This window comes from Brevibacillus laterosporus DSM 25 (genome assembly GCF_002706795.1).
GTDB lineage: Bacteria > Bacillota > Bacilli > Brevibacillales > Brevibacillaceae > Brevibacillus_B > Brevibacillus_B laterosporus.
Window position 1 is genome coordinate 3,948,134 of record NZ_CP017705.1, and the last position, 26,104, is coordinate 3,974,237.

The window sequence follows — 26,104 nt, forward strand, 5'->3', positions numbered from 1 at the left end:
TTGGCAATATTACTTCCTCTAATGCGACCGTTGAACAAATAGGAGAGTGTAGAGCGTGTATCTTCGCCAAGTGCGGCTACTAACAGAAAAATACCCTAATCGTAAGGAATATCCGTTTTCGATTTCTGCTTTGCAAAACCTAGAGAGTTTATCGTTTGATAAAAATATCACCTTTTTTGTAGGTGAGAATGGTTCGGGAAAATCAACTCTATTAGAAGCTATTGCTTATCAATGTGATTTCCACACAGCAGGTGGGGGCAGACATAATTACTATGAGGTAGACGCTTCTGATGCTTCGCTAGGGGAGTATATTCAGTTGTCATGGCTTCCTAAGATAACAAATGGTTTTTTTTTGAGGGCAGAAACTTTCTATCAGTTCGCTAGCCATATAGACAGTATATATGGTACGAGTCACTATGGTGGACGTTCTTTACATGCCCAGTCACATGGTGAATCGTTTCTCTCTCTCTTTCGCAATCGGTTTGGTCATAAAGCCATTTATTTACTAGATGAGCCAGAAGCGGCCTTGTCGCCTGCGCGACAGCTTTCCTTATTACGCTTAATGAAGGACTTAGAGCAATCAGCACAATTTATCATTGCTACCCATTCTCCGATTCTGCTAGCATTTCCGGGAGCGAAAATTTATAATTTTGACCAATCTCCTATTGCAACGACCAGCTATGAGCAGACGTTACACTATCAAATTACAAGACGTTTTTTAGAAAATAGAGAGGCAATGCTAGCAGAGTTATTTCGTGATGAGGATGAATAATTAATTTCTTATCAGCTTGTAATGAGATAGAGAGGAAAAAAATGGACTTGGATTCCCTAACATGTTACTTTACTAATATGCTTACCTACATTTGAAACCAGATTACGTTATGAAACGTATTAAGATATACCAACATAAAGGAGCACGGAACCCTTATATGACCTCTCTAAAAGAAGTATTTAAAAGTACAATCATGAAAAAAATTATTGTATTACTTATCTTAGTTGCGTTTGTCTACATATTTCGAAGTATGATGAACATGATCTTGCTTTTCTTCATCATCACCTTTCTGATGAATGAATTACATCAATTTCTTGTCCGTCAACTAAGCATCGAGCGAAAGATACTTAGGAAGATCACATTGATTCTCCAATATGCAGTGTTTATTTCACTAATTGTCATTGGCATTCTAAGATTTTTACCAAGTGTGATTTCTGAATTGTCGCCGCTTGTACAGCAAGTGATTGCTTTTTATGAGAAACCGATTTTTCCAGTGGATAATTTTATTCTAGAATTCATGGTGGAGTCGTTGCAAAAGATTAATGTGGCGAGCTATGTGAATAATGGGATGGAATTTTTAGTTGGTGTTGTTACCAATGCAAGTAAGTTAGGTATCAATTTTGTGATTGCCATGATTTTAAGTCTCTTCTTCCTGCTGGAAAAAGAAAAGATTTTCTTCTTAACCTCCAAAGTAAGAACAAGTAAGCTATCCTATTTCTACGAGGATTTTCGTTACTTCGGAAATAAGTTTACGCAGTCCTTTGGTAAAGTAATTGAAGTACAATTTGTGATTTCTTTGGTTAACTGCATCATGTCGATTATTGCTTTATGGATTATGGATTTTCCACATCTATTTGCATTAGGAATAATGATTTTCGTACTTGGCTTGATTCCGGTGGCAGGTGTCATTATTTCGTTAATTCCTCTGTGCGCTATCGCTTTTAGTATCGGAGGTTTTATCAAGATTATCTATGTACTTATCATGATTACTGTGCTGCATGCTATTGAAGCCTATGTGCTTAATCCTAAGCTGATGTCGTCAAAAACCAAGCTACCGATCTTTGTAACATTTGCGGTATTGATTATCTCAGAACATTTTATCGGGGTATGGGGACTAATACTGGGGATTCCTATCTTCATATTCCTACTTGATTTACTTGAAATTAAATTTATGGAAAAGTAATGATTTGTACGGACAAAAAGCCTAACGTATTTCCTTGTAGAAAGGATTCGTTGGGCTTTTTACTCATAAAAGTGCCAATATTTGTCGTTACATAAAGGAAGAGAATTTTTATTTCAGGCTCCGAAAAGCGGAAGGAGGCACACATGGTAAACGAACGAAGGATTGTAATCTTTCTAGTCATTCTGTTCATGTATGTTACGACCCTTTTCTTAGGAGGTTCCGAGATTATCAACAGAAATCTGGTGAATTCGGATCAAATTACGACTAATTCACGTAACACAGATAAAGTCTTGTCCACTAGTGAACAAAAGACGTTGCATGCTAGTTCAATTGCATCACTTTTGCAAAAGCGTCCGTTGGTTGTTATCGCAGGACCTGTGCATAAAGAGTTGAATGAGGATGTTATAGGGGCTCAGCTTTCAACCTCTTTAGCTCCGTTGTTTCATGACGTGCAGCAGACGGGTCAGGAATCTCCTTTAGTTGTCGTCGTACCACCAAACAAGCAACTCCCAGTGTACCAAGCACTACCTTTTTACACACCAGAACAGGTTCTTGGAATTACGAATGCCGCCGGGGAATGGTTCCCTATAACGGATGCTCATTGCGCCTGTGATAGTCAGCAACTCGTCGAGTCCATAAAAAAAAGAGTAGGTGAGCAGCAGCATTCTTTACTAGGATTATTATCTTTGCGAACAGCACTTTATCATTACTATCTTCAAACCCAAACGCTTCCCAAGCAACTTAGTCAATTGACACAAGCATCTCCAAATAATTATTTGTCTCAAATCCCTGTACCTCCCGCAGGGGATCAGGACGGATGGATTTATAACCCAGCTGCCTTTCAACCGCAAAGACCTTGGGAAAGTATGGAACAAGTAGTAAGGGCAAAGGGGCTAGACATGGTAGCAAAAGGGCTTCAACCAATTGAATTAAACATCTCCATTCCTGAATTTCGGATGCATGTAGTGAGTGGTTCCTATCTATTACGCTCCTATCCTGTGGCACTAGGAACTCATAATCAGACGCCTGTAGGAGATTTTAGCATTGCATTAAAAGTAAATAAGCCAAAATCAGCAACCAAAGTATACGGTACACGTGCTCTCGCCTTGAGTAACCCAGATTATGCCATTCACGGAACGAATGACCCATCTTCTATCGGCAAAGCTGTGTCCAAAGGGTGTATCAGACTGTTTAATCAAGATGTGGAAGAGTTGTATAGCTTAGTCCCATTGGGAACGAAAGTACATATTGGTAAGACAAAGCTGAAATCATCACCAACAAAGGGTCTCCCAGGAAACGGTAAGCCGTATCTACTATCAGGAAGATCAGACGAGAAGTCAAAAAAGTTCTATCACTGGCGGGGATAAGCAGTAGAGAATAGCGTGACCAAAGTTGAGGACTAGTTTTATCTATGCTACTATCTTTAGTAAAGGTTTGACCCCCTATTAAAAGTATGGTGATAGAAATGCTCTCGTTTACTAGATTATGTAAGTGTAAACCCCCTATTCCGTAGGGTATGTGCAGAGTTTTGAGATTTGCACATAATAGGGGGAATCGGTATGACCAAAAAAATCTCAACACCGTCACTGTTACTATTTATTATCCTTGTGGGCTTTCCACAAATTAGTGAAACGATATATACACCTTCTTTACCTGATATTTCACAAACGTTTGGTGTTAGCAGCAATATCATTCAGTTAACATTGAGCCTTTATTTCTTTGGCTTTGCCTTAGGGGTTTTCTTTTGGGGAAGGCTATCTGATGTCATTGGAAGGCGGCCCGCAATGCTATGGGGCATATTTATTTATGGAGTTGGCAGTCTTGGCTGCTATCTATCTAATGCAGTTGAATGGTTATTAATCAGCAGATTTGTTCAGGCTTTTGGAGCGAGTACTGGCTCTGTGGTGACACAAACGATTCTTCGTGAAAGCATTGACGGAGTCAGGCGTCACGTTGTGTTTGCCCAGATATCTGCTGCGCTTGCCTTTACTCCTGCGATTGGTCCCTTGCTTGGGGGATTCATCGATCAGGCTTGGGGATTCCGGGCTGTTTTCTTTACCCTTGTTGTGCTGGGTGCGGTTGTTTTTGTGTACACGTTTATGGCGTTACCAGAGACAAAATTATCTGTAACTTCCAAAAGTAGTGTACGTTTAGTAGCTAAACGTATGGCTCGTGATAAAAGAGTATGGTTGTTTGGATTGCTGATTGGACTAACGAATGGGATTTTGTTCAGTTACTATGCAGAAGCACCTTTTATTTACATTGAGTTTTTTCATATGACACCAGGTGTGTTTGGGTTTTTTGGAGTTTTTGTAGCTTTAGCGTCCATAATTGGTGCGCTACTTTCAAAGAAATTGCTACAGAAACTTTCAGCTGAGAGAATTATTTATCTAGGATCACTTGTAACGACATTGGGTGCAGGTTTTTTAACAAGTCTGGTGCTTATTGGATTAGATTCTTCAATCCTGTCATTGGTATTACTTGTTAGTTCTGTTTTTACACTTTTGATGGGGATTGGGATGGCAATACCTAATTGCCTAAGCTTAGCACTGGTGAATTATCATGACACACAAGGAACAGCAGGCGCTATATTTGGGTTAAGCTATTACTTTATTGTTAGTTTTATTACTACAGGTATGAGCTACCTTCATAATGGAACACTGCTTCCTATGCCAATGTATTTTCTTTTATTGGCTCTGGTCATGGTAATTGTCAGCTACAACCTGATGACTCCATCTAAAATCGATTAAATAATGAGAAAAGAAGGACTTACAATAATGATCTTGCCCCTGTCAAGTAGACAACTTTAAACAAGCCCCATCTAGGCTACCTGAGTTCGGTATTCTATCGGACTCAGGTTTTTTAATCGAGATTGAAACCGTTGCTGATTATAGAAATTAATGTAACCGTGAAGAGCTTCTTCCACTTCTTTATCTGTTTGAAACGAATGAAGGTACAAACACTCTGTTTTTAAATGCCCAAAGAACCCCTCAATACAGGCGTTATCTAAACAGTTACCTTTTCTAGACATACTTGCTACGATTTTATATTGCTGAAGGAACTGGTTATACTGCTTTGAGGTGTACTGGTATCCTTGATCACTGTGTAGGAGGACTCCGCTTACATCCCGCTTTTTAATCGCTAATTTTACGGTATCCATTACGAGTCGTAAATCATTACGTTTGCTTGTTTTGTAGGCAACAACTTCGTTGTTATACATGTCGTATATGACAGACAGATAAAGACGGCGACCATTAAATAGTATGTAGGTAATATCTGTAGCCCATTTCTCATTTGGCCGTGAGGCGCAAAAATTTCGATTCAGCTTGTTTTCGGAGATGACAACCTTCTCTTTGCGCCCAAAGAATTTTCGTTTTTTACGGATTAGCGCTTGTATCCCAAGTTCCTTCATAATGCGATACACACGTTTATGATTGACTTTTAGCCCGTACCTTCTAAATAACCACACTTTTATTCGGGGATACCCGTAAATACCTTTGACCTCTTGATGACACTCCATGATCATTTCTCTTAATTTTTCATTTACCAATTGTTTTGAGGTGGGGTGTTTCTCACGAGAAAGCCACTTGTAAAAACCACTACGAGATACTTTCGTAATTTTACACAATAAAGTAATAGAATACTTTTTAGACAATTCTTTAATAAGCTCGAAAAAACAGCATTTATCTTTCGGTTTCACCTCTTTTCTAGACCTAGCCACTTTTTTAAGAATTCGTTCTCTGCACGTAATCGAACTATCTCTTCCTCCGTACTCTCTGGCCTTATTCGTGGTCTTCCTCTAAGAGGATTTTTTGTTCTCCCGCGTTTTTCATCTAGTCCCTGTATACCTTCCTTTCTATAATGATCAACCCATCTTCTTAAAATAGAAGGGTCACTAATGCCGAGATCCCTTGTAAGTGTTTTGTACCCTTGTTCACCGCTCAAATAAAGCCGTACGGCTTTTAACTTAAAATCCTTTGAATATGTTTTTCTAATTTCCCCCATAGAAAATTCCCCTCCTAGTTAATACAGTAAGGGGTCTTGCTTCTTACTGTCTACTAAAAGGGGATAATATCATAAAATGTAGGTCTTTCTTTTTTACTCTTTACATAGGGTAGGGGGGTATAGTATTATAAATGTGACGATACAAACAAGGGGAGATGTCATAATGACAAAAACAGTTTTTTATGTAGAAGGAATGTCTTGCAAAAGTTGTGCAGCAAAGATTGAACAAGCATGTAATGAAGTAGGAGCAATAAAAGTTCAGGTAGATCTAGTTCAGAAGCAGGTAGAAATTGAGCACGACCCCAATAGTCTAGAAGTAGGTCTTCTAAAAGAACAAGTGGAGAAATTGGGATATAAGATAGTGTAAGGCAACTAGGGTATAGTATGTGTGAGGAGGTAGTAGCATGGCTGAGAGTGTCGCAGCAACCAAGCAACAAAAAACAACGATGCAAATTACCGGTATGACTTGTGCCGCATGTGCCCGACGAATTGAAAAAGGATTGCAGAAGACAGAAGGGGTTCAAGATGCTACTGTTAATCTGAGTTTAGAGCGAGCTACGGTTACTTTTGATCCCAAAAAGGTAGGTGTGGTTGATTTAGAACAACGTATAGAATCCCTTGGGTATGGTACAGCCAAAGAAAAAGCTGAGCTTCTTATCACGGGAATGACATGTGCCGCATGTGCGACTCGAATTGAAAAGGGACTAAACAAACTTCCTGGGGTCATGGAAGCAAACGTTAATCTAACGATGGAAAGAGCAACTGTGGTGTATCAACCATCTGAGACAACCATGGTCGATTTAATAAAAAAGGTAGAGAATCTGGGATATGGAGCAAGTCTGAAGCAGGGTGAGCAAGCGTCGGAGTCTGATCATCGTAAAAAAGAGATTGCTCGGCAAAAGCGTAAACTTATTATCTCTGCAATCCTATCTCTGCCTTTGTTATGGACGATGGTGAAGCATTTTTCGTTTACATCATTTATTTGGGCCCCTGACATATTAATGAACCCATGGTTTCAATTCCTTTTGGCGACTCCAGTACAGTTCATTATTGGTTGGCAATTTTACCAAGGAGCATACAAGGCACTCCGCAATGGCTCAGCAAACATGGATGTATTAGTAGCATTGGGAACATCCGCAGCTTATTTTTATAGTCTTTATGAAACGATTAGAAGTATGGAAACCATGCATCATGAAGTCCATCTTTATTATGAAACTAGTGCTGTACTTATTACATTAATTCTATTAGGAAAACTTTTTGAAGCATTAGCGAAGGGTCGTACATCAGAAGCAATTAAAACCTTAATGGGACTTCAGGCTAAAACAGCTACGGTTATTCGCAATGGTGAAGAACTGGTCATTGCTGTGGAGGACGTACATGTTGATGATCTGTTTCTCGTAAAGCCAGGTGAAAAAATACCGGTAGATGGAGAGATTGTTGAGGGAAAATCTACAGTAGACGAATCAATGCTCACGGGAGAAAGCATCCCAGTGGAAAAACAGTCAGGCGATCATGTAATAGGAGCTACGATTAATAAAAACGGTGTTTTACAAGTAAGGGCTACAAAGGTCGGTAAGGAAACAGCATTGGCCCAAATTATTAAAGTGGTGGAAGAAGCACAAGGCTCAAAAGCACCGATTCAGCGTGTGGCCGACAAGATTTCAGGAATTTTTGTTCCGATTGTCGTATCGCTTGCTATCTTGTCTTTTTTGATTTGGTACTTCCTCATTACACCGAGTGATTTTACTAGCGCACTAGAAATTCTAATAGCTGTACTTGTCATTGCTTGCCCGTGTGCACTCGGTCTGGCAACCCCAACCTCAATCATGGCAGGCTCTGGTCGGGCAGCCGAAGCGGGTGTTCTATTTAAAGGTGGGGAACATTTGGAAGCAACCCATCGAATTGATACAGTACTACTTGATAAAACAGGGACGATTACAAAAGGTAAGCCTGAATTGACGGATGTCCTATCAATAGATATTTGGGAAAAACAAGAATTTCTTCGATATATTGCTAGTGCGGAGAAAAATTCCGAACATCCTTTAGCAGAAGCGATTGTTACAGGTGCTATCGAGCAGGGGATTGTATTACAAATTCCTACCGAATTTGAAGCAATTCCAGGGTATGGGGTGCGTGCCATTATTGATGGGAAAGAACTATTAGTTGGAACACGTAAACTAATGAAGAAATTTGACGTACAGATCGATCAAGCATTACCTATTATGGAAAAATGGGAGCAGGAAGGGAAAACAGCAATGCTAGCTGCCATTGATCAACAATATGCTGGAGTAATTGCGGTAGCGGATACAGTCAAACAAACCTCCCGGGAAGCGATTACTCGCTTAAGAGAAATGGGTCTAAGTGTCTATATGGTAACAGGCGATAATGAACGAACAGCAAAAGCGATTGCAGCTCAAGTGGGTGTCGATCATGTAATTGCAGAAGTGTTACCAGAGGAAAAGGCAGCAGAAGTAACCAGATTACAACAAGCTGGTAAAAAAGTAGCGATGGTTGGAGATGGAATCAATGACGCTCCAGCTTTAGCCACAGCAGATATAGGTATTGCTATGGGAACGGGTACAGATATAGCAATGGAAGCAGCTGATATTACATTGATGCGGGGCGATCTAAATAGCATCGCGGATGCTTTCAAAATGAGCAAGAAAACGATGACGAACATTAAACAAAATTTGTTTTGGGCTCTTGCCTACAATTGTTTGGGGATTCCAATTGCTGCTGCTGGCTTATTAGCTCCATGGTTGGCAGGTGCAGCGATGGCACTGAGTTCCGTATCAGTTGTGTTAAATGCTTTGCGATTGCAACGGGTAAAACTTTAAGAAGAGAATAAATGAACGTAAAACGAAAATAAAAAAGACGGCTACAGAAAATAGTAGTCGTCTTTTTTGTTTATCAAAAAAATAACATTTTTTCAATAAAATTACCTCGATCAACTAATCATTTTATGAACGTTGTTATATAGGTAATTTTCTGAATAGTTTTTTGTTAAAATGTTACTTTTTGTCGGATAGATGAATCTTTTCAAATTAGATTGAAACTATCGAACTAAATGTGATAAATATCACACATGGGGTATGGAACAATCTGAGAAAATAACGCAAGGATAGATAAAATACCTTTTAGTTAAAAAACTATCAAGAGAGAGGGATGAGGAAATCAATGGATTTGGATCTGGTATTGCTATCACGTACTCAGTTTGCTTCCACAACGATTTTCCACTTCATCTTCGTCCCATTGACGATTGGATTATCTTTTCTAATCGCAATAATGGAAACGATGTATGTGGTCAAAGGCGAAGAAAAATATAAGCACATGGCAAAGTTCTGGGGCAAGCTGTTCCTAATTAACTTTGGTGTAGGTGTGGTAACAGGGATTCTACAGGAGTTCCAATTTGGTATGAACTGGTCTAATTACTCTAGATTTGTTGGTGACGTTTTCGGTGCACCCCTTGCAATTGAGGCATTATTAGCTTTCTTTTTAGAATCTACATTTATTGGTTTATGGATTTTTGGTTGGGAGCGTTTATCAAAGAAAGTCCACTGTCTCTGTATTTGGCTGGTGTCTTTCGGTACGACAATGTCTGCTTTCTGGATTTTGTTAGCTAACTCTTTTATGCAACGACCTGTAGGCTTTGAAATCAATAATGGTCGAGCAGAGATGAATGACTTTTTTGCGCTCGTTACAAATGGACAGTTAATGGTAGAGTTCCCGCATACGATTTTTTCCGCGTTTGCAACAGGAGCTTTTCTAGTAGCTGGTGTTAGTGCTTATAAATTATTGCGTAAACAAGAGATACCATTCTTTAAATCATCATTTCAGTTATCGATTGTGATTGCTCTTATATCTTCTATCCTTGTTGCTGTATTTGGTCACCAACAAGCACAATACTTGGTGGGAACACAGCCTATGAAAATGGCCGCGAGTGAAGCGCTGTGGGAAAGAAGTCCGGACCCTGCTCCTTGGACGGTATTTGCTACGATTGATACACAAAATCAGAAAAATGGAATACAGGTTTCAATTCCTTATATGTTAAGCTATCTATCCTATAGTAAATTCTCAGGTGACCTTCCTGGAATGATTGAATTACAAGCTGAATACGAACAAAAATATGGTCCTGGTGATTATATTCCACCTGTTCGTACGACATTCTGGAGTTTCCGCATCATGGTAGCCGGTGGTAGCTTAATGATTCTACTTTCCATGATTGGACTCTATCTGTCATGGCGCAAAAAGCTAGACAAGCCAAATAAATGGTTTATGTATTCAATGGTATATAGTATTTCTTTACCATTTATCGCTAATACGGCAGGCTGGGTTATGACTGAATTTGGTCGTCAACCGTGGACTGTTTTTGGATTGATGAAAACGGAAGATAGTATTTCTCCAAGCGTATCTGCTGGGGAAGTGTTATTCTCACTGATTGCTTTTAGTACGATTTATTTGGCGCTATTCATTGTGCTCCTTTATTTGTTCACTCGTGTTATCAAGAAGGGTCCTTATGCTCTAGTGAAGGCAGAAGCAAGCACAAATGACCCGTTTAATAAGGAGGAAACTCATGCTTTCTCTTAATGAACTCTGGTTTGTTTTAATCGCTGTTTTATTCATTGGATTCTTCTTTTTAGAGGGTTTTGATTTTGGAATTGGGATGTCTACTACTTTCCTAGCCAAATCAGACATGGAGCGCCGCGTTTTAATCAATTCAATTGGCCCGTTCTGGGATGCGAATGAAGTATGGTTATTGACCGCAGGGGGAGCGATGTTTGCTGCGTTCCCTAACTGGTATGCAACGTTGTTTAGTGGGTTTTACTTGCCATTAGTATTTCTTTTGTTAGCGTTAATCGGTCGCGGTGTTGCTTTTGAATACCGTGGAAAAGTAGATAATCCCGTATGGAGAAAAGTTTGGGATGTTGCGATTTTTATCGGTAGTTTTTTACCACCATTCTTACTTGGTGTGGTATTTGCTTGTCTGTTAAAGGGTTTACCAATCGATGCAAACATGGAAATGAATGCAGGATTGTTTGACATGGTTAATTTGTATAGTGTGATGGGTGGAGTAACTGTCGTTGTTCTTTGCCAAGTACACGGTCTTTTGTTTGCAACGCTACGGACAACAGGTGATTTGCGCATGCGTGCTCGCAAACAAGCAAAAATGTTGTTGGCTCCACTAGCGCTTCTATTGGTTATCTTTGGAGGTATGACCTACTTCATGACGGATATTTTTGCCGTTCGGGGTGGCATACTAAGTGTGATAGCAGTATTGGGTGTTATTGCTTATGTGCTAGCTGGTTACTTTATTACGAAAAAACGCGATGGATGGGCATTCGGGATGACTGGTACAGTGATTGCCCTTTCCATTAGTTCAGTATTTATTGGATTGTTCCCACGTGTAATGATTAGCTCGATTGATAGTATGTTCAACCTGACAATTCAAAATGCATCGTCTAGTCCTTACTCTCTTAAAATCATGACGATCGTAGCTTTATCCTTGCTACCATTCGTATTGGGCTATCAAATTTGGAGTTACTTCGTATTTCATAAACGTGTACATGAGAAGGAGCACTTGGAATATTAATGGGTAAAAACTTACTCGGTTATAAAGGAATTGTGCCAGTTCTAATAGCAGTAGCTGTGCTTGTTCTAATCCAAAGCTTGTCGATTCTATACCAGGCAAAATGGTTGGCGGAAGTTATTTCCGCCCTTTTTGCTGGTCAAAAACTACAAGAGCTATATATGGGATTGGGCTTATTTTTACTGGCGTTTCTCGTTCGTCATTTGACCAACTTGTTGCAACAGAAAATCGCCTATCGTTTTGCGATGAAAACAGGCAGTGATGTACGTAAAAGTTTAATGGAGAAGCTATTTTTATTAGGACCGCGTTTTGCAAAAACACAGGGTACAGGGAATGTGGTAACGCTCGTGATAGAGGGCGTTGCACAATTTCGTACCTATCTTGAATTGATTATTCCACGTATGGTTAGTACTGCGATTACGCCTTGGGTTATTCTTGCTTATGTAGCTTGGCAGGATATGATTTCTGGGATTATATTGCTTGTTACTATGCCGATTTTAATTGTGTTCATGATTCTAATTGGTCTTGCAGCTAAGGGGAAAATGGATCGTCAATGGAAATCATATCGCATTTTATCCAACCATTTTGTAGATGCATTACGTGGGTTGGAAACCCTTAGATATTTAGGGTTGAGCCGTACACATAGTAAAACAATTGAGCGGGTGAGTGATCGTTATCGCTCTGCTACGATGGGAACTTTGCGTGTAGCATTCCTATCATCATTTGCTTTGGACTTTTTCACAATGCTTTCTGTGGCCTGTGTTGCGGTTAGTCTAGGGCTACGTCTTATTTCAGGGGAAATCTTTCTCTTAACAGGGTTAACCGTGTTGATTTTGGCACCTGAGTATTTCTTGCCAATTCGCATGGTGGGCGCTGATTATCATGCGACGTTAAATGGAAAAGAAGCGGGAGAGGCGATTCAAGCGATCCTTCAGAAGCAGGTTGCTCAAGACAAGAAAGACGATGCCAACGTAACCATAAACGAATGGACGAAGGAAAGCTCGCTAATGCTTACTTCTATTGGCATGAAGCATGAGAGTAATACAAACTCAATTCAAGTAGAAGAAGCTCATATGGAAGCCAAGCCTTCTTTACGAGATATCTCTTTTACTATAACGGGAAAGCAAAAGATCGGAATTATTGGAGAAAGTGGCGCTGGTAAGTCTACATTGATAGATGTACTTGCTGGATTTTTAGTCCCTACATCTGGACAAATGGAGTTAAATGGGCAACGGGTATCTTCGCTTTGCCAACCTGAATGGCAAAGCCAGACAACCTATATTCCTCAGCACCCCTATATTTTTTCAAGCTCATTCTATGACAATGTAAAGTTTTACTCTCCTTTAGCTAGTGATGAGCAGGTTGAAAAAGCGATTCAAGCCGCTGGTTTAGGTGATTTGTTCAACAGTCTACCTAGAAAAGGTGAGGAACGAATCGGGAATGGTGGACGTGCGTTAAGTGGTGGACAGGAGCAACGCGTCGCTCTTGCTCGTGCCTTTTTAAGTAATCGCCCTATTATTTTATTGGACGAACCGACCGCCCATCTTGATATTGAAACTGAATATGAACTAAAAGAGACGATGCTCTCTTTGTTTGAAGATAAATTAGTGCTTCTGGCAACACATAGGCTACATTGGATGCCTGATATGGATCTTATCATCGTATTGGAACAGGGTACGATAAAAGAAATAGGGACACATGCAGAGTTGCTTGCCAAACAAGGAACATACTATCAAATGATTGTAATGCAAGGGGAGGAAATCTAATGAAGCGAGATGAATGGTTTTTCCCCTACATGAAAGCTCATGCCAGAAGGTTTGTTGTTATTATCCTTTTAGGAGTATGTACAGCTCTTACAGCTAGTTCTTTGATGTTTACATCAGGTTTTCTCATTTCTAAATCGGCATTGCGACCTGAGAATATTTTGTTGGTCTATGTGCCGGTAGTATTAGTTCGCACGTTTGGTATCAGTCGTGCTGTCGTGCATTATGTGGAACGTTTGATCGGGCATGATACAATCTTGCGGATTCTATCGAAAATGCGTTTACGGTTGTATCAAATTCTTGAACCGCAAGCATTATTTGTTCGTTCACGTTTTCGTACAGGTGATTTACTGGGTGTTCTAGCTGATGATGTCGAGTATCTTCAAAATGTATACTTACGCACCATTTTTCCCAGCATTGTTGCATTGGTAATGTTTATGGTGGTGCTTGCTGTCATTGGGTGGTTTGATGCAGGATTTGCCTTGTTCTTGGCTTTTTTAATCATGTTATTGCTATTTGTATTTCCGGCTATTTCCCTTATGCTGACTAAACAACTGCAAACAGAAAGTAAATCAGAACGCAATGGTTTATATCAAAAACTGACAGATGCCATAATGGGTATGAGTGACTGGGTGATAAGTGGTAGGGAGGAGCAATTTGTTCATTCCTACGAGCAGGATGAGGAGAAAGTAGCCCGTATTGACACTACATTAAGCGAATGGAGTAAGTGGCGCAATTTCTTGGGACAAGGTATTGTAGGTTGCATTGTCGTAGCCATGTTATTTTGGACAGGTGATCAATACGCTATGGGAGAAATTGCTGTGACGTTGATTGCGGCTTTTGTACTGGTCATGTTTCCAGTGATGGATATCTTTTTGCCAATCTCAGAAGCTATTGAGAAAATCCCCCAATATCAAAACTCATTAGACCGCTTGCACAGTATTAATAAGATAGATGGAAACAATCAAACAAGCGAGTTTCATTCAAGGATAGATGAGCAGCTGATACAAGTAGCCCAGAAGGATGCACACATCCGAATAGAGGAAGTCACATATCAATATGCTCCAGAAGCACCAATTGCGGTTGGGCAGGTATCGCTTAGTGTGCCACAAGGTAAAAAAATAGCAATCATTGGACGAAGTGGTGCTGGTAAATCTACTTTATTAAAGCTAATTCAAGGTGCGCTACTTCCTACTCAGGGCCGTGTCAGCATTCAAGGTATGCCGGCAGATCATTATGGTGAGCATATACCAACGATCATGTCAGTATTAAATCAAAGTCCTCATCTGTTTGACACTACTGTAGGCAATAATATTCGACTTGGAAATGTAGAGGCATCTGATGAGGAATTGAAGCAGGTTTGTAGGCAGGTTCAATTGGATCGCTTAATCGAGTCTTTGCCAGAAGGGTATCAGACGCCGATGAATGAAACGGGGCAACGTTTTTCGGGCGGTGAGCGTCAACGCATTGCACTAGCACGTATCCTTCTACAAAATACACCGATCGTGCTGCTCGATGAACCTACAGTAGGGTTAGATCCTCGTACGGAACGAGAGCTATTACGGACTATTTTTAAAACCATGAACGGGAAAACACTCATTTGGATTACTCATCATCTGGTGGGTGCAGAGCATATGGATGAAATTATATTTATGGAAGCTGGAAAGATTGTCATGCGAGGAACACATGCGGAATTAATGAACAAAGAGCCTCGTTATCAGAATTTATATCGTTTGGATCGACCTGAGGAATTTCAAGTGAAATGAAAATTTTTTTCTTGAAAATGAGAAAGTAGCAATTGGAGATGGCCCCTTTTGCTACTTTCTCTATTTTTTTAAACGATACAAGCCAGAGTGGTCTAATCTGACGTGAACTTGAATGGTTTTCAGCGACGCTTTCGTTAAGGTAATTTTGTTACTTTCGGATAGACGTTTCCAGGTTTGTATATCTTGTTTGTACAGATAATTTTTTAACGAATATAGATCAATTCCCTTTTTGATTCCATTTTGATAGGTATCTCTAATTTCTTGTTTTATTTTCTGCTCGGCTCTTTTACGTAGCTCCTCCATATCCGTTTTTTCGGATAATTCATCTATAAATCCATGCACATCTACATATATGGAAAACCGAAGTTGACCACTTTGATCAAATGTAATCTTTACTTTATGTTTGGGCTTGGAAAAGGACAGGTCAGCTAATGGTTTGCCTTCTCGATCAAGATGAACGAAGGATTGAGCAGTACTGGGTGTCATCCAGCGTAGACCAGAAAGCTGAGTTTCTGGAAACCACCCGCCATTGGTTCCAGCTTTAATGGCATAGACTCCATCTATTTTAAATTGAGGTGTTTTTTTTTGATCTTTCTTCCATTCCTTTTGGCTAATACTTAAGGATGGTAGTAATAAAGTAAGTCCGGGCTCCCTAACTTCGTAGACAAACCGGTGGAACCTAATCGGTTCAATGATCGAGTTCTGCTTAAAGGGTTCTTCTGGATTGTGTAAGATGGTAAGTAGCGAAGACAGCCCAAATAGAGAGGGAGTAACAAATAAGCTGTCGATAGGTTTCTCTGAGCCAAAAATCCAGGGGGTGTATCGGACCTCAGGGTAACGGAGCAAGCTATCAATATTTGCTAAAATATCTTTCTCTAATACCCTCTCACTTAGAACAATTCCGGTAATATAATCCCAAACTACTCGCAATTGGTTAGATTTAAAAAAATGATTGATGGCCCGGTCAATCGTTTTTCCTTTGGCTTGAGCGATCCAAATAGGCTTGTTTACTCTGGTAGTAGCTCCTTCCTGCTTAGCAATATTCGTGAAATCGAGAGACTGCGTGTAGATAATAAATTCTCCGTCCTTATAATCAATCCCGAGTGCGGTCACGTAATTTAAGTCTTGAATGTTTTTATTATCCCAACAGCCGGTTAACAAAAACAACAGGGGGATTATAAGAAGGTAGCAGCAACAAGCCCAAGTCTTTTTCCTCATGATTGATCACTGCCTTGTCTAGTAGAATCAGTTGTATGCAGGATTTTTGGTCGTTTTTTCATCGATTTTAAAGGAATAGCGATTAATGATTTCAGCATATCTCCAAAGGTGGGCGGAGAAATTGGTGCTAAATAAGGGAGACCGAACGATTCCTGAGTAGACAGATAGAGTACAATTGATAAAAGTGATAGAAAAAAACCGTACATGCCTAGAAAGGACGATAAAACGAGTACAAATATTCGTAAGACACTAACCGTTCCACTCAACGACTGATTGACCAAGGTAAAGGTTGCCACCGCCGTCACTGCTGCAACGACCAAGGTAGTGGGTGAACCAAGCCCAGCACGGATAGAGGCATCCCCAACAATTAATCCTCCGACTACTGCTACTGTTTGTCCTACTGCCTTTGGTAGGCGAACACCTGCCTCGCGAAAAATTTCAAACAACCCTAGCATCAAAAACATTTCCATGGAGGATGAAAGAGGTAGTCCAAGTCGTGCAGTGGTTACTGTAGCTAACAGAGGGAATGGTAATTGTTCTACATTAAAAGCAATCAGGGCAGTCCATAATCCAGGCGTAAAAATAGAAACAATCAATCCAAGAAGCCTGAGGATACGTTCAAAAGTAACGAAATAGAACGGAAAGTGGGCATCCTCAGGTGATTTCAAGGTCATAAGAAGATTGGTAGGCCCAATCAATGCCATAGGAGAACCTTCTATAAAAATGATAAAACGACCACGTAATAAACTTTGTACAACATAATCAGGGCGCCCAATATAATCCAATAAAGGAAATAAGGCATAAGAGGAGTCACCCAAGGCTTCTCCAAGCTGTGAGCTACTAACTAAGGCATCTACACTGATGTTTGTAAGCCGAAGTCGTACATCTTCTACGAGAGTGGGGTCAATAATATCATTGATATACAAAAGAGCTACCTGAGATTGACTGCGTAGACCGATTGTGAAGCTTTCATTCCACATTGATTCAGAACGAAGTCTTTTTCTAATCAGGGCTATGTTTGTTGAAACGCTTTCCGTAAACCCATCCTTTGGTCCTTTGACTGAAATCTCCGTGTTAGATTCTTCGGGTGAACGATTTGGTGGATCTGAAATATCCAATAAAAAGGCTCGATTATATTTATCTAGAGTAATGATGAGCTTCCCAGTAAACAACTCTCGCTCAATCTCTTTTAGATCAATAGGTGAATCTATAGGCTGCAAAGGTAAAGTCCGATGTTGCTCTAACTCTTCTAAAGAGGAATACATGCTAAACTTTTTTTGGAGATCGGAAAACACAATTTGCCGATACATTCTAGCATCGATAAGTCCATCACAATAGAAAAACGAGATGGGCACAGGCGAATCTGTGGTAGCAAACTGAAATGTTTCTACTTTCACATCTGCACATTTTGCAAAATGGTCACAGAGAAGCTGACTTAAGCTTTGGGTGCTGTTTGTGTTGGTAAATTGGTTAAGTTGATTAGTTTCCTTCCGCATGTTCATCCGTACCTCTCGCGTTCTTTTTTGACCAGCTTCCAATGAGAGCAAGTAAGAGTGAAATGGCCAATAAAATAAGTAAAGATAAGGGGAAATAGATCTTTTTAAAGGTATCAATTAATAAAGGATCCTTCGTATGCAATAAAATAATGACCACAATAAGTATGCCAGACAAAATAGTTACTAGAATTTGATGGCCACGTTTTTTAATAGGGAGAACGTCATAAATAAGGAATAAAGCTAGGGATACACGTATAAATGCTCCAGATAACCATTGGAAGATAGAGAGAAAATCAACATGTTCAATATACTTGCCAATGGTAACAAGACGCCATTGTTCAAAAGCTGGATACATTTGATTCGCTGCTTCCTTTGGACCGAAGCTAGCAATTGCACCCATATAGGGACCAAGTGTTAGTCCAGCGAGTAAGATACAGAGCCATACTGCTTTTTTAAAGGTAATGGAGGTAGAGATGTGATGTTGTAGCAACAGAAGAAAGATGATTTCTACCATGCCATTTCCGATGACCATCGCTCCTTTAAAAACAGAAAGATAACCATTTTCAAGGATGGGTAGTAAAAGAGAGTAATTTTTATACTGAAAGTTGGCGCCCATAACGAAATACCCTAATAAAATAACGATCGGCAATAATACTCCTGAACAGATGGCTAACGGTTGTATACCAGATAAAGCACAGAGTATCGCCAAGAGAAGCATGCTGGCGGCAACCACAAATACAGGAGTTTGCGGTAAATAAGATATCTTTGTCCACATTGTCACATCTAGAGTTGTTACATATATATCTGAGAGTAAGTAGAGAATGAGCAGTCCGATGATGAGCCAAGCAAGCCAAGTACTGCTCTGTTGTTTAATCCATGAAAACAATTTCATTCCTTTTTGCCGACGAATAATGAACAGCAACAGAGGAAGCCAGCAAACTGTAAGTACCATAGCGATTAAAATACTGATCCAACCATCTCTTTCAACCGTACGAAGCAATAATGGAATTAAAATAACATGATTAAGAAGTCCTGCTGATAGAAAGAAAATACAGCAGGTTTGTAGGAACGTAATAGGTGTATCTCTATATCTCACAAGATATCCTCCATTTACTAAAAATGGATTTTTCTTAGTGTGATCGAAATCAGGTAAGATTAACCGAAAAAAAAGCCTTTCCTAAAAAAGGAAAGACCTAGAGGTTAATGGCTGTGCTTATGATCATGATTATGTTCAAGCCTCTCACTAGCTTGAGGCCCTGTTTCACATAAAAGCTCCTGATGTAAAATACTCGAATCTTCAATCTGGATGGTGGAGTGAGTAATGCCGAATTGATGTTCTAAAGTATGTAATGCTTCTTGCAGAATAGGGTAACTGGCGAGTCCGTCTTGAACGTGTAAGTGACAACTGAGTGAATCAAATCCGGAGGTAACCGTCCAAATGTGTAAATCATGCACGCTAGTAACTCCTTGAATCTTGGATAAAGCACGTGAAACTTGCTCAGCGTCTATAGAAGCTGGGGTGCTTTCCATTAGAACGTTGACAGAATCTCTAGTAACACGCCATGCACTTAGCATAATCAGGACAGCTACTACTACACTAATGATTGGATCAGCGATATACCAATCGAATTTCCACATGAGGAAACCTGCTAGAATGGCACCCACAGATCCCAATAGATCACCAAGTACATGCAAAAAAGCACTACGAATATTCAGGTTGTTTTTGTAATCTCCACGCATTAGAACAAAGGCTGCTGCAATGTTAGCCAATAATCCAACGAACGCGATACCCATCATCGAAAGGCTTGCTACTTCAGGTGGTGCAAAGAAACGTTGATAAGCTTCCCAAATGATTACAAGGGAGATAACCACTAGCATTACACCATTAATGAGAGCGGCAAGGATTTCAAAGCGATAAAAGCCGTATGTTTTTTTTGCTGAAGGTTTTCTAGCAGCAAAAAACATGGCGATTAGACTAAGAAATAAGGCAGAAGAGTCGCTTAGCATATGCCCTGCATCCGACAAGAGGGCAAGGCTGTTTGTTAGAAAGCCACCAATCACTTCTACAATTAAAAAAGCAGTGATTATAAATAAAGAAATTAACAGAGCCTGTTTGTTGGCTCCCCTCCCGTGATGATGATGTCCTCCTCCGTGAGAATGATCATGAGGGTGTCCCATATAATTGCTCCTTTCAAAAGCGAATGAGTAGGTTCAAATTCCTATAAACGTGTATAGAGGTTTATGTATTGTTGCCTTGTTTGATTTATATTATATAACCAAACCGCAAAACATTCAAATATTTATTTGAATGTTTGAATGTTTTGCCCTGATGATTCTCCTTTTCTTGCAACGGGTAAATAGTTACAACTAAAGAGTTGGAGGTAGAAAAGATGCAAATAACTCCTCAACAGGTAGAGAATTGCTTACAAGTGTGTAAAGCTTGTTTAAAGGCCTGTAACGAATGCTATGTAGCCTGTTTACAAGAAAGTGAGTTAGATACCTTCAGAGACTGTCTTCTCATAGTACGGCAAAGTGCAGAAATATGTATGCTAGCTATTAGTGCATTGTCCTTGGATAGTATGTTTAGTAGTCAAATCTGCAAATTAACAGCGGAAATCTGCGAAGCATGTGCAAAAATATGCAGTCAGCATGAACAAGATTATTGCCAAACATGTGCCCAGATTTGCTATCAATGTGCAGCGGCTTGTCGCGAAATGGTGGTTCACTAAATTAGCGAACAGCTGTCGTTCGTTGTGTCGATGACTTTTTTCGTGTGTGGTAATGTTACAAGAGGAATTAGGATAAAAATGTGATAAACTATAGGGAAGCAAACGTTTGGAAAAGGGGAAAATGAGATGAATGTAAATACTGTATACATCGTGGAAGATGATCCCAAACTGGCTGAACTTTTACAAAGTTATATTGAAAAATATGGATACCAAGCTGTTATTGTTAAGAACTTTGAGCGTGTGATGGAAGAGTTTCAAGAGCTGAATCCGCAATTGGTTCTTTTAGATGTAAATTTACCAAAATTCGATGGTTATTATTGGTGTCGCCAGATCAGAAAAATTTCTACATGTCCGATACTGTTCATTTCAGCCCGAGCAGGAGAAATGGATCAGATTCTAGGCTTGGAAAACGGAGCAGATGACTATATAGCAAAACCGTTCCACTATGATGTTGTTATGGCCAAAATTCGTAGCCATTTACGCCGTAATTATGGCGATTATGCTCCTAAAATGCAGGAACGAATTGTACAGCAGGCAGGATTAACATTATATCCCGAACGAATGGAGCTCACATTACATAATGAAATGGTGAGTTTAACGAAAAAAGAGGCTGTATTAATTGAGGAACTAATGAAACGCTATCCCCGTATTGTGAGCCGTGAGCGTTTGCTAGAAAATTTATGGGATGATCAGGTATACGTGGACGACAATACATTAAATGTGAATATCACACGTGTCCGAAAAAAGTTTCAGGAATTAGGTATTGAAGATGCAATTGAAACTGTGCGTGGAGCTGGATACCGATTGGTACTAACGTGGGGGAATGAAGCGTGAAGTTGTTCTTTCGTGAACATTTACGCCTGATATTCTTTCAGGTTTTTCAATTGCTATTTGTTTTGTTCATCTTATTATTAGATGGTTATGCTAAAAATTCCGTCTTAATCTATATGTTTGTACTAAGTATAGGTTTGTTAGCCATCTATCTTTTTATTACCTATATCCGTTCGAGAGAATTTTATTTGCATTTGGAAAAGCCAATGGAGACTCTGGAAGATTCGTTAGTGGATTTTCATGAAACACCAGTTAGTGAAGCATATGCGGAAGCGATGCAGAGTCAATATCGAATGTATCAGCAAATGATCCTCGAACATGAACGCAAGAAAGACGAGCATGTTACTTTCATGAATCAATGGGTTCATCAGATGAAGACACCTTTATCTGTTATCCAGCTATTAGTGCAAGATGAGGATGAACCTCCTTTTCCTAGTATAAGGGAAGAAGCGGAGAGGATTGGACGGGGATTAGAAATGGTCCTACATACGTCCCGGTTGGAAGTGTTCGAACGAGACTTTCGTGTAGATTCCGTTGAATTGAAGCCGATTGTACAACGGGTCATACAGGAGAATAAAACCTATTTTATTCGCAACCAGGTTTATCCGGATGTACAAATTCCGGACGGACTGTATGTGAAATCAGATTCAAAATGGCTTCCCTTTATGTTAAATCAAATTATTACGAATGCGATTAAATATTCCGCAGGCTCCAAGCAAAAGATTACGATTTCTGGTACCCAAGAGGAGACAGAGGTTAGATTAGAGATTACCGATCGAGGAGTCGGAATTCCAGAGCCAGATATTAAGCGTGTATTTCGCCCTTTCTTTACCGGAGAGAATGGACGTAAATATCGTGAATCAACTGGAATGGGGCTATATTTAGTGCAACAGATCAGCGATAAATTAGAGCATCAGGTGAGCATCACCTCAAAAGTAGGCGTGGGAACGACAGTTTCGTTGGTTTTCCCCTGTCATGTGATGAAGTAATCAGAATATCCCTATAGGAAAAAGACAAATTACTATCATGTGCAGACTAGAGCTGTGAAGCAGGTTTTTATCACATTTCTAGTCTGCTTCGTTTTTCTTGAAAAGGAAAACCGACCGTGTGAGTTACATCTAACATACGGTCGGTTTTTTATAAAAAACATACGTGCTAACGGGATGAATATATTACTTTCTTTTTGTTAGATCGACATTTATGCTCGTGAAGACTACCTTTCTATTGATGCTGATCGTTTTGAGAACGAAGGCAAAAGCTGTTAATAAACTGATGAACTAATAAATTTACCTCATGATAAGCTTTGGTAGGTAGCTGATGCTTATAACGGGGAATGGAACGAACTTTTGCCATAGGTAATTGAGAAGCCATTTCTTTAGCAAAACAGGAAAAATGCGGATCCTTTTCCCCCGTTAATAGGAGAATGGGGTGATTGATCTCATTGAGGCGATCCAATACATCGTAGCAAGTAGCATAGTGATAATAATCAGCAATACCTATCGGGTTTCCTTTAACGGCATCTCGATAATTTCGGATAAAAGTGAGAGGGTTATTGGCATTGCTATACCCGATAACCATTGCTAACGTGTGTAGAGCACCCCGTCGTGCTATTTTTTCAGCAACAGAAATTAATCGATGTAGATAGGGACTTCTACAGTGTGCCATACCGCTTAATAAAATCGCACCTCTTATGTGTTGAGGTGTTTGTAACATCATTTCTAATGCAATAGAACCACCAGTTGAGTAGCCTAACAGGACTGCTTGTTCGATACAGAGATGCTCCAGTAATTGATTTAGGTCAGAAGCGATTCCTTTATAGGTAAAGGGATGGGCTGAAAGACTACTTCTGCCATGCCCCCTCAAATCCACGGTAATAACCTGATAGCGGTCTTGTAGTTCTTTTTGTTGATAATAAAAAATGCTACCCGTAAGTAGAGGGGGATGGATACATAAGATAGGAAGCCCTTCCCCTTTTATCTCATAATGGATGGTTGCGCCGTTAGCAATAAAGTAAGGCATATGATACCTCCGTTTTACATGTTTAGTTACTAATCTGCGCAAGGTAATCTTGTTTCAAACATGGAGATGCTTAGAGAAGGTTGCGAGAACATGGGTTTGCTTGTATAGTCTTGATAGATGACGTAATGGTAGACGGGTGACTTATGGAAGAGAATAAAATTAGTAAGATGGTTGAAGCAGCCAAAATGTATTATCAGCTGGATTTAAGCCAGCAAGAGATTGCTAAGCAACTAGGTGTATCAAGACCAACCGTATCGAGACTACTACAGCAAGCGAAGGCGGAAGGCATTGTGCGCATTGAAATTATGGACCCAGATGAAAGTCTTCAGCGTATTGAGTTGGAGCTAGCGCAAAAATATAATCTCAAAGATGCTTTGGTTGTTCCAGTAGCGACTAATGATGAGTCGCTCATTAAAGAAATGATTGGTAAACGAACAGCGCAGTATCTCCACGAGGTTGTCACAGACAATGATATTATCGCTGTTACATGGGGCACGACAATGTACCGAGTAGCCATGGAATTACAGCCAAAAGCCATCCAGGGAGCACAGGTGGTGCAATTGAAGGGCGGTGTGAGTCATTCTCAAACAAACACCTATGCTTCAGAGGTATTACATTTATTTGGACAAGCCTATCACACTACACCGCATTATTTGCCTCTGCCTGCAATAGTCGACTCAGCGTTGGTAAAAGAAACAGTGGAGACAGATCGTTACATACAACGACAGTTAGATTTGGCACGAAAGGCTAACATTGCTATTTTTACTGTTGGTGGAGTCATGTCAGATGCGTTATTGTTTCGTTTAGGCTATTTTAGTGAACATGATTTAGCTCTGTTAGCCAAACGGGCAGTTGGCGATATTTGCTCTCGATTCTATGATCAGGAGGGTAACATTGTAAATGAAGAGCTAACGAACCGGACAGTTGGTATTCCTATAGAAGAGCTGAAGAGTAAAGAGCGGTCTATTCTAGTGGCTGGAGGGTCAACCAAGCTAGAGGCAATTCGAGGGGCCATCCGTGGTGGCTATAATAATGTTTTGGTTACAGATCAATATACTGCCAAGGAACTATTAAAAAAATAAAGAGTGGATGAAACAACTCAAATCACTTTTATTTTACAAGAAAAAGAGGCAAGCTCTACCTTACGGAGCAGGCCTCTTTTTGATTATCGAAAATTTCTGCTTGTAATCTTCACAAAATGTCTTAAAATAGGTGCTTACCCTTTTTAAAGACAGCAACCCGTTACTACCTTCTGAATAGAGCTCTATTTGTATATGATGTGAATTGGACAAATGTTCAAACGAGATTTGACATTTTTTCATGAGACTGGTAAGGTGAAGATGGAGATACTGAAGTAGGTAATCTCACGGTAGTAGCTGTCAACATACATAATGAAACAGCAGGTGATCAATATGAGAATGGTCGATTTAATTGAAAAGAAACGCGATGGGAAAGAACTGACCAAAGAAGAGATTATCTTTATCGTTGAGGGTTTTACGGATGGATCTATTCCGGATTATCAAATGTCTGGCTTAGCTATGGCTATTTACTTTCAGGGAATGACCCCAGAAGAAACGGCTTATCTGACGATGGCAATGGTTGAATCGGGTGATCAGATTGATTTGTCCGCTATAGAAGGTGTAAAAGTAGACAAACACAGCACAGGTGGTGTTGGTGACACTACAACGCTAGTTCTCGCTCCACTGGTTGCGGCCGTAGGGGTTCCTGTTGCAAAAATGTCAGGACGTGGTCTGGGACACACAGGAGGCACAATAGACAAGCTGGAAGCAGTAGCTGGTTTCCATGTAGAGATTGATAACGCTGAATTTAACCGTTTAGTGAACACAAACAAAGTGGCTGTTGTCGGACAAAGCGGTAATCTTACCCCAGCTGACAAGAAGCTATATGGATTACGTGATGTCACAGGATCGGTAAGTTCCATTCCATTAATTGCAAGTTCGATTATGAGTAAAAAGATTGCTTCTGGTGCTGATGCCATTGTTTTAGATGTAAAAACGGGCGCTGGAGCTTTTATGAAAACGCTAGATGACGCTAAAGAATTAGCTAGTACTATGGTGAAAATCGGAAACCAAGTAGGGCGTAAAACGATGGCGGTTATTTCAGATATGAGTCAACCGCTTGGCTTTGCCATCGGGAATGCTTTAGAAGTAAAGGAAGCAATTGATACCTTAAAAGGTGAGGGTCCTGAAGATCTGCGTGAACTCTGCTTAGTATTAGGCTCTCAAATGGTTTATTTAGCAGGGGAAGCTACAAGTCTTGAAGAAGCGCGAACGAAGCTAGAAGAAGTGATTGCAAACGGCAAAGCTCTTGATACCTTTAAAACCTTCTTGGCTGCACAAGGTGGAGATGCTAGCGTTGTCGATCAACCAGAGCGTTTGCCAACAGCTCAATATACAATGGAAGTTCCAGCGAAAGCAGATGGATATGTAGCCGAAATTATTGCAGATGATATTGGTACAGCGGCAATGATTTTAGGAGCAGGACGTGCAACGAAAGAATCCGAAATCGACCTAGCAGTTGGTCTGATTCTGCACAAAAAAGTTGGGGATCAGGTTAAGCAAGGGGAGTCACTTGTAACGATCCATAGTAATACTCAGGACGTAGAACAGGTAGTAGAACGTATATATCAATCGTATGGATTCTCCAAAGATCCAGTGGATGCATTGCCGTTGGTCTATTGTGAGATTAAAGAATAGATAACTGGTAACGGTTAC

At 40.0% G+C, this 26,104-nt stretch carries 22 protein-coding genes; 15 read left to right on the plus strand and 7 right to left on the minus strand.

What is annotated here, in order from left to right; translation table 11 throughout:
- Positions 1-55 precede the first annotated feature (55 nt).
- The 4 genes from BrL25_RS18810 to BrL25_RS18825 all read left to right on the plus strand — a co-directional run bounded on the left by BrL25_RS18810 (position 56) and on the right by BrL25_RS18825 (position 4,705).
- Positions 56-772, plus strand: a complete 717-nt coding sequence (locus BrL25_RS18810) for an AAA family ATPase (RefSeq protein ID WP_018672172.1) — start codon at positions 56-58, stop codon at positions 770-772.
- A 157-nt stretch (positions 773-929) separates the two neighbouring features.
- Positions 930-1,955, plus strand: coding sequence for an AI-2E family transporter (locus BrL25_RS18815; RefSeq protein WP_018672173.1), 1,026 nt, complete (start codon positions 930-932; stop codon positions 1,953-1,955).
- Positions 1,956-2,098: 143 nt separating this feature from the next.
- On the plus strand, positions 2,099-3,322 hold the full coding sequence (locus BrL25_RS18820) for a L,D-transpeptidase (protein WP_018672174.1): 1,224 nt from the start codon (positions 2,099-2,101) through the stop codon (positions 3,320-3,322).
- Between the two features lie 192 nt (positions 3,323-3,514).
- The gene (locus BrL25_RS18825; protein ID WP_018672175.1) at positions 3,515-4,705 is read left to right on the plus strand and encodes a multidrug effflux MFS transporter; all 1,191 of its coding nucleotides are present in this window, start codon (positions 3,515-3,517) and stop codon (positions 4,703-4,705) included.
- 71 nt (positions 4,706-4,776) lie between these two features.
- On the opposite strand, the gene BrL25_RS18830 is transcribed toward BrL25_RS18825, so the two are convergent.
- Both BrL25_RS18830 and BrL25_RS18835 read right to left on the minus strand, forming a co-directional pair.
- Positions 4,777-5,655 (minus strand): IS3 family transposase, encoded by an 879-nt coding sequence (locus BrL25_RS18830; protein ID WP_236848055.1) that lies wholly within the window; start codon positions 5,653-5,655, stop codon positions 4,777-4,779.
- A complete protein-coding gene (locus tag BrL25_RS18835; RefSeq protein WP_099327224.1) occupies positions 5,652-5,960 on the minus strand; it encodes a transposase in 309 nt (102 codons plus the stop codon). The genes BrL25_RS18830 and BrL25_RS18835 overlap by 4 nt, the downstream gene beginning before the upstream one ends.
- A gap of 163 nt (positions 5,961-6,123) precedes the next feature.
- Here BrL25_RS18835 and BrL25_RS18840 point away from each other — a divergent pair, with 163 nt between their 5' ends.
- From BrL25_RS18840 to cydC, 6 genes are all read left to right on the plus strand, one after another.
- Positions 6,124-6,327, plus strand: a complete 204-nt coding sequence (locus BrL25_RS18840; RefSeq protein ID WP_018674250.1) for a heavy-metal-associated domain-containing protein — start codon at positions 6,124-6,126, stop codon at positions 6,325-6,327.
- A gap of 37 nt (positions 6,328-6,364) precedes the next feature.
- A complete protein-coding gene (locus tag BrL25_RS18845; RefSeq protein ID WP_018674251.1) occupies positions 6,365-8,797 on the plus strand; it encodes a heavy metal translocating P-type ATPase in 2,433 nt (810 codons plus the stop codon).
- 340 nt (positions 8,798-9,137) lie between these two features.
- Positions 9,138-10,547, plus strand: coding sequence for a cytochrome ubiquinol oxidase subunit I (locus BrL25_RS18850; protein ID WP_018674252.1), 1,410 nt, complete (start codon positions 9,138-9,140; stop codon positions 10,545-10,547).
- Entirely contained in the window at positions 10,534-11,550 is a 1,017-nt protein-coding gene (gene cydB, locus BrL25_RS18855) for a cytochrome d ubiquinol oxidase subunit II (RefSeq protein ID WP_018674253.1), read from the plus strand. Before BrL25_RS18850 ends, cydB begins: the two co-directional genes overlap by 14 nt.
- Positions 11,550-13,313, plus strand: coding sequence for a thiol reductant ABC exporter subunit CydD (gene cydD / locus BrL25_RS18860; RefSeq protein WP_018674254.1), 1,764 nt, complete (start codon positions 11,550-11,552; stop codon positions 13,311-13,313). The genes cydB and cydD overlap by 1 nt, the downstream gene beginning before the upstream one ends.
- Positions 13,313-15,076 carry a thiol reductant ABC exporter subunit CydC gene (gene cydC / locus BrL25_RS18865; protein ID WP_018674255.1) on the plus strand — a complete coding sequence of 588 codons (1,764 nt, stop codon included), beginning with the start codon at positions 13,313-13,315 and terminating at the stop codon, positions 15,074-15,076. The genes cydD and cydC overlap by 1 nt, the downstream gene beginning before the upstream one ends.
- A gap of 60 nt (positions 15,077-15,136) precedes the next feature.
- Here the strand turns inward: cydC and BrL25_RS18870 are convergent, their stop codons facing one another.
- From BrL25_RS18870 to BrL25_RS18885, 4 genes are all read right to left on the minus strand, one after another.
- Positions 15,137-16,294 (minus strand): Ger(x)C family spore germination protein, encoded by a 1,158-nt coding sequence (locus BrL25_RS18870; RefSeq protein WP_026315377.1) that lies wholly within the window; start codon positions 16,292-16,294, stop codon positions 15,137-15,139.
- Complete coding sequence (locus BrL25_RS18875; RefSeq protein WP_018674257.1) at positions 16,291-17,790, minus strand: spore germination protein; 1,500 nt, start codon at positions 17,788-17,790, stop codon at positions 16,291-16,293. Before BrL25_RS18875 ends, BrL25_RS18870 begins: the two co-directional genes overlap by 4 nt.
- Complete coding sequence (locus BrL25_RS18880; RefSeq protein WP_018674258.1) at positions 17,774-18,886, minus strand: endospore germination permease; 1,113 nt, start codon at positions 18,884-18,886, stop codon at positions 17,774-17,776. The genes BrL25_RS18875 and BrL25_RS18880 overlap by 17 nt, the downstream gene beginning before the upstream one ends.
- Before the next feature lie 104 nt (positions 18,887-18,990).
- Positions 18,991-19,968 (minus strand): cation diffusion facilitator family transporter, encoded by a 978-nt coding sequence (locus BrL25_RS18885; RefSeq protein WP_018674259.1) that lies wholly within the window; start codon positions 19,966-19,968, stop codon positions 18,991-18,993.
- Positions 19,969-20,180: 212 nt separating this feature from the next.
- Between BrL25_RS18885 and BrL25_RS18890 the strand changes: the two genes are divergently transcribed.
- The 3 genes from BrL25_RS18890 (at position 20,181) to BrL25_RS18900 (ending at position 22,339) form a co-directional block, all read left to right on the plus strand.
- Positions 20,181-20,519 (plus strand): four-helix bundle copper-binding protein, encoded by a 339-nt coding sequence (locus BrL25_RS18890; RefSeq protein WP_018674260.1) that lies wholly within the window; start codon positions 20,181-20,183, stop codon positions 20,517-20,519.
- A gap of 126 nt (positions 20,520-20,645) precedes the next feature.
- Complete coding sequence (locus BrL25_RS18895; protein WP_018674261.1) at positions 20,646-21,353, plus strand: response regulator transcription factor; 708 nt, start codon at positions 20,646-20,648, stop codon at positions 21,351-21,353.
- A complete protein-coding gene (locus BrL25_RS18900; RefSeq protein ID WP_018674262.1) occupies positions 21,350-22,339 on the plus strand; it encodes a sensor histidine kinase in 990 nt (329 codons plus the stop codon). The genes BrL25_RS18895 and BrL25_RS18900 overlap by 4 nt, the downstream gene beginning before the upstream one ends.
- A gap of 232 nt (positions 22,340-22,571) precedes the next feature.
- Here BrL25_RS18900 and BrL25_RS18905 read toward each other — a convergent pair whose 3' ends face one another.
- Positions 22,572-23,369, minus strand: a complete 798-nt coding sequence (locus tag BrL25_RS18905; protein WP_018674263.1) for an alpha/beta fold hydrolase — start codon at positions 23,367-23,369, stop codon at positions 22,572-22,574.
- Positions 23,370-23,512: 143 nt separating this feature from the next.
- Between BrL25_RS18905 and BrL25_RS18910 the strand changes: the two genes are divergently transcribed.
- Positions 23,513-24,451: a DNA-binding transcriptional repressor DeoR gene (locus tag BrL25_RS18910; protein WP_018674264.1), complete on the plus strand. Its 939-nt coding sequence runs from the start codon at positions 23,513-23,515 to the stop codon at positions 24,449-24,451.
- 330 nt (positions 24,452-24,781) lie between these two features.
- Positions 24,782-26,086: a pyrimidine-nucleoside phosphorylase gene (locus BrL25_RS18915; protein ID WP_035312425.1), complete on the plus strand. Its 1,305-nt coding sequence runs from the start codon at positions 24,782-24,784 to the stop codon at positions 26,084-26,086.
- Positions 26,087-26,104 lie beyond the last annotated feature (18 nt).

What these genes read in the sequence shown, in the direction of transcription:
- cydB (WP_018674253.1), top strand. Translation starts at nt 10,534, where the DNA reads ATGCTTTCTCTTAATGAACTCTGGTTTGTTTTAATCGCTGTTTTATTC.
- BrL25_RS18835 (WP_099327224.1), bottom strand. Translation starts at nt 5,960, where the DNA reads ATGGGGGAAATTAGAAAAACATATTCAAAGGATTTTAAGTTAAAAGCC.
- BrL25_RS18815 (WP_018672173.1), top strand. Translation starts at nt 930, where the DNA reads ATGACCTCTCTAAAAGAAGTATTTAAAAGTACAATCATGAAAAAAATT.
- BrL25_RS18870 (WP_026315377.1), bottom strand. Translation starts at nt 16,294, where the DNA reads ATGAGGAAAAAGACTTGGGCTTGTTGCTGCTACCTTCTTATAATCCCC.
- BrL25_RS18910 (WP_018674264.1), top strand. Translation starts at nt 23,513, where the DNA reads ATGGAAGAGAATAAAATTAGTAAGATGGTTGAAGCAGCCAAAATGTAT.
- BrL25_RS18905 (WP_018674263.1), bottom strand. Translation starts at nt 23,369, where the DNA reads ATGCCTTACTTTATTGCTAACGGCGCAACCATCCATTATGAGATAAAA.
- BrL25_RS18875 (WP_018674257.1), bottom strand. Translation starts at nt 17,790, where the DNA reads ATGCGGAAGGAAACTAATCAACTTAACCAATTTACCAACACAAACAGC.
- BrL25_RS18825 (WP_018672175.1), top strand. Translation starts at nt 3,515, where the DNA reads ATGACCAAAAAAATCTCAACACCGTCACTGTTACTATTTATTATCCTT.
- BrL25_RS18840 (WP_018674250.1), top strand. Translation starts at nt 6,124, where the DNA reads ATGACAAAAACAGTTTTTTATGTAGAAGGAATGTCTTGCAAAAGTTGT.
- BrL25_RS18820 (WP_018672174.1), top strand. Translation starts at nt 2,099, where the DNA reads ATGGTAAACGAACGAAGGATTGTAATCTTTCTAGTCATTCTGTTCATG.
- BrL25_RS18845 (WP_018674251.1), top strand. Translation starts at nt 6,365, where the DNA reads ATGGCTGAGAGTGTCGCAGCAACCAAGCAACAAAAAACAACGATGCAA.
- BrL25_RS18850 (WP_018674252.1), top strand. Translation starts at nt 9,138, where the DNA reads ATGGATTTGGATCTGGTATTGCTATCACGTACTCAGTTTGCTTCCACA.
- BrL25_RS18890 (WP_018674260.1), top strand. Translation starts at nt 20,181, where the DNA reads ATGCAAATAACTCCTCAACAGGTAGAGAATTGCTTACAAGTGTGTAAA.
- BrL25_RS18915 (WP_035312425.1), top strand. Translation starts at nt 24,782, where the DNA reads ATGAGAATGGTCGATTTAATTGAAAAGAAACGCGATGGGAAAGAACTG.
- cydD (WP_018674254.1), top strand. Translation starts at nt 11,550, where the DNA reads ATGGGTAAAAACTTACTCGGTTATAAAGGAATTGTGCCAGTTCTAATA.
- BrL25_RS18895 (WP_018674261.1), top strand. Translation starts at nt 20,646, where the DNA reads ATGAATGTAAATACTGTATACATCGTGGAAGATGATCCCAAACTGGCT.
- BrL25_RS18885 (WP_018674259.1), bottom strand. Translation starts at nt 19,968, where the DNA reads ATGGGACACCCTCATGATCATTCTCACGGAGGAGGACATCATCATCAC.
- cydC (WP_018674255.1), top strand. Translation starts at nt 13,313, where the DNA reads ATGAAGCGAGATGAATGGTTTTTCCCCTACATGAAAGCTCATGCCAGA.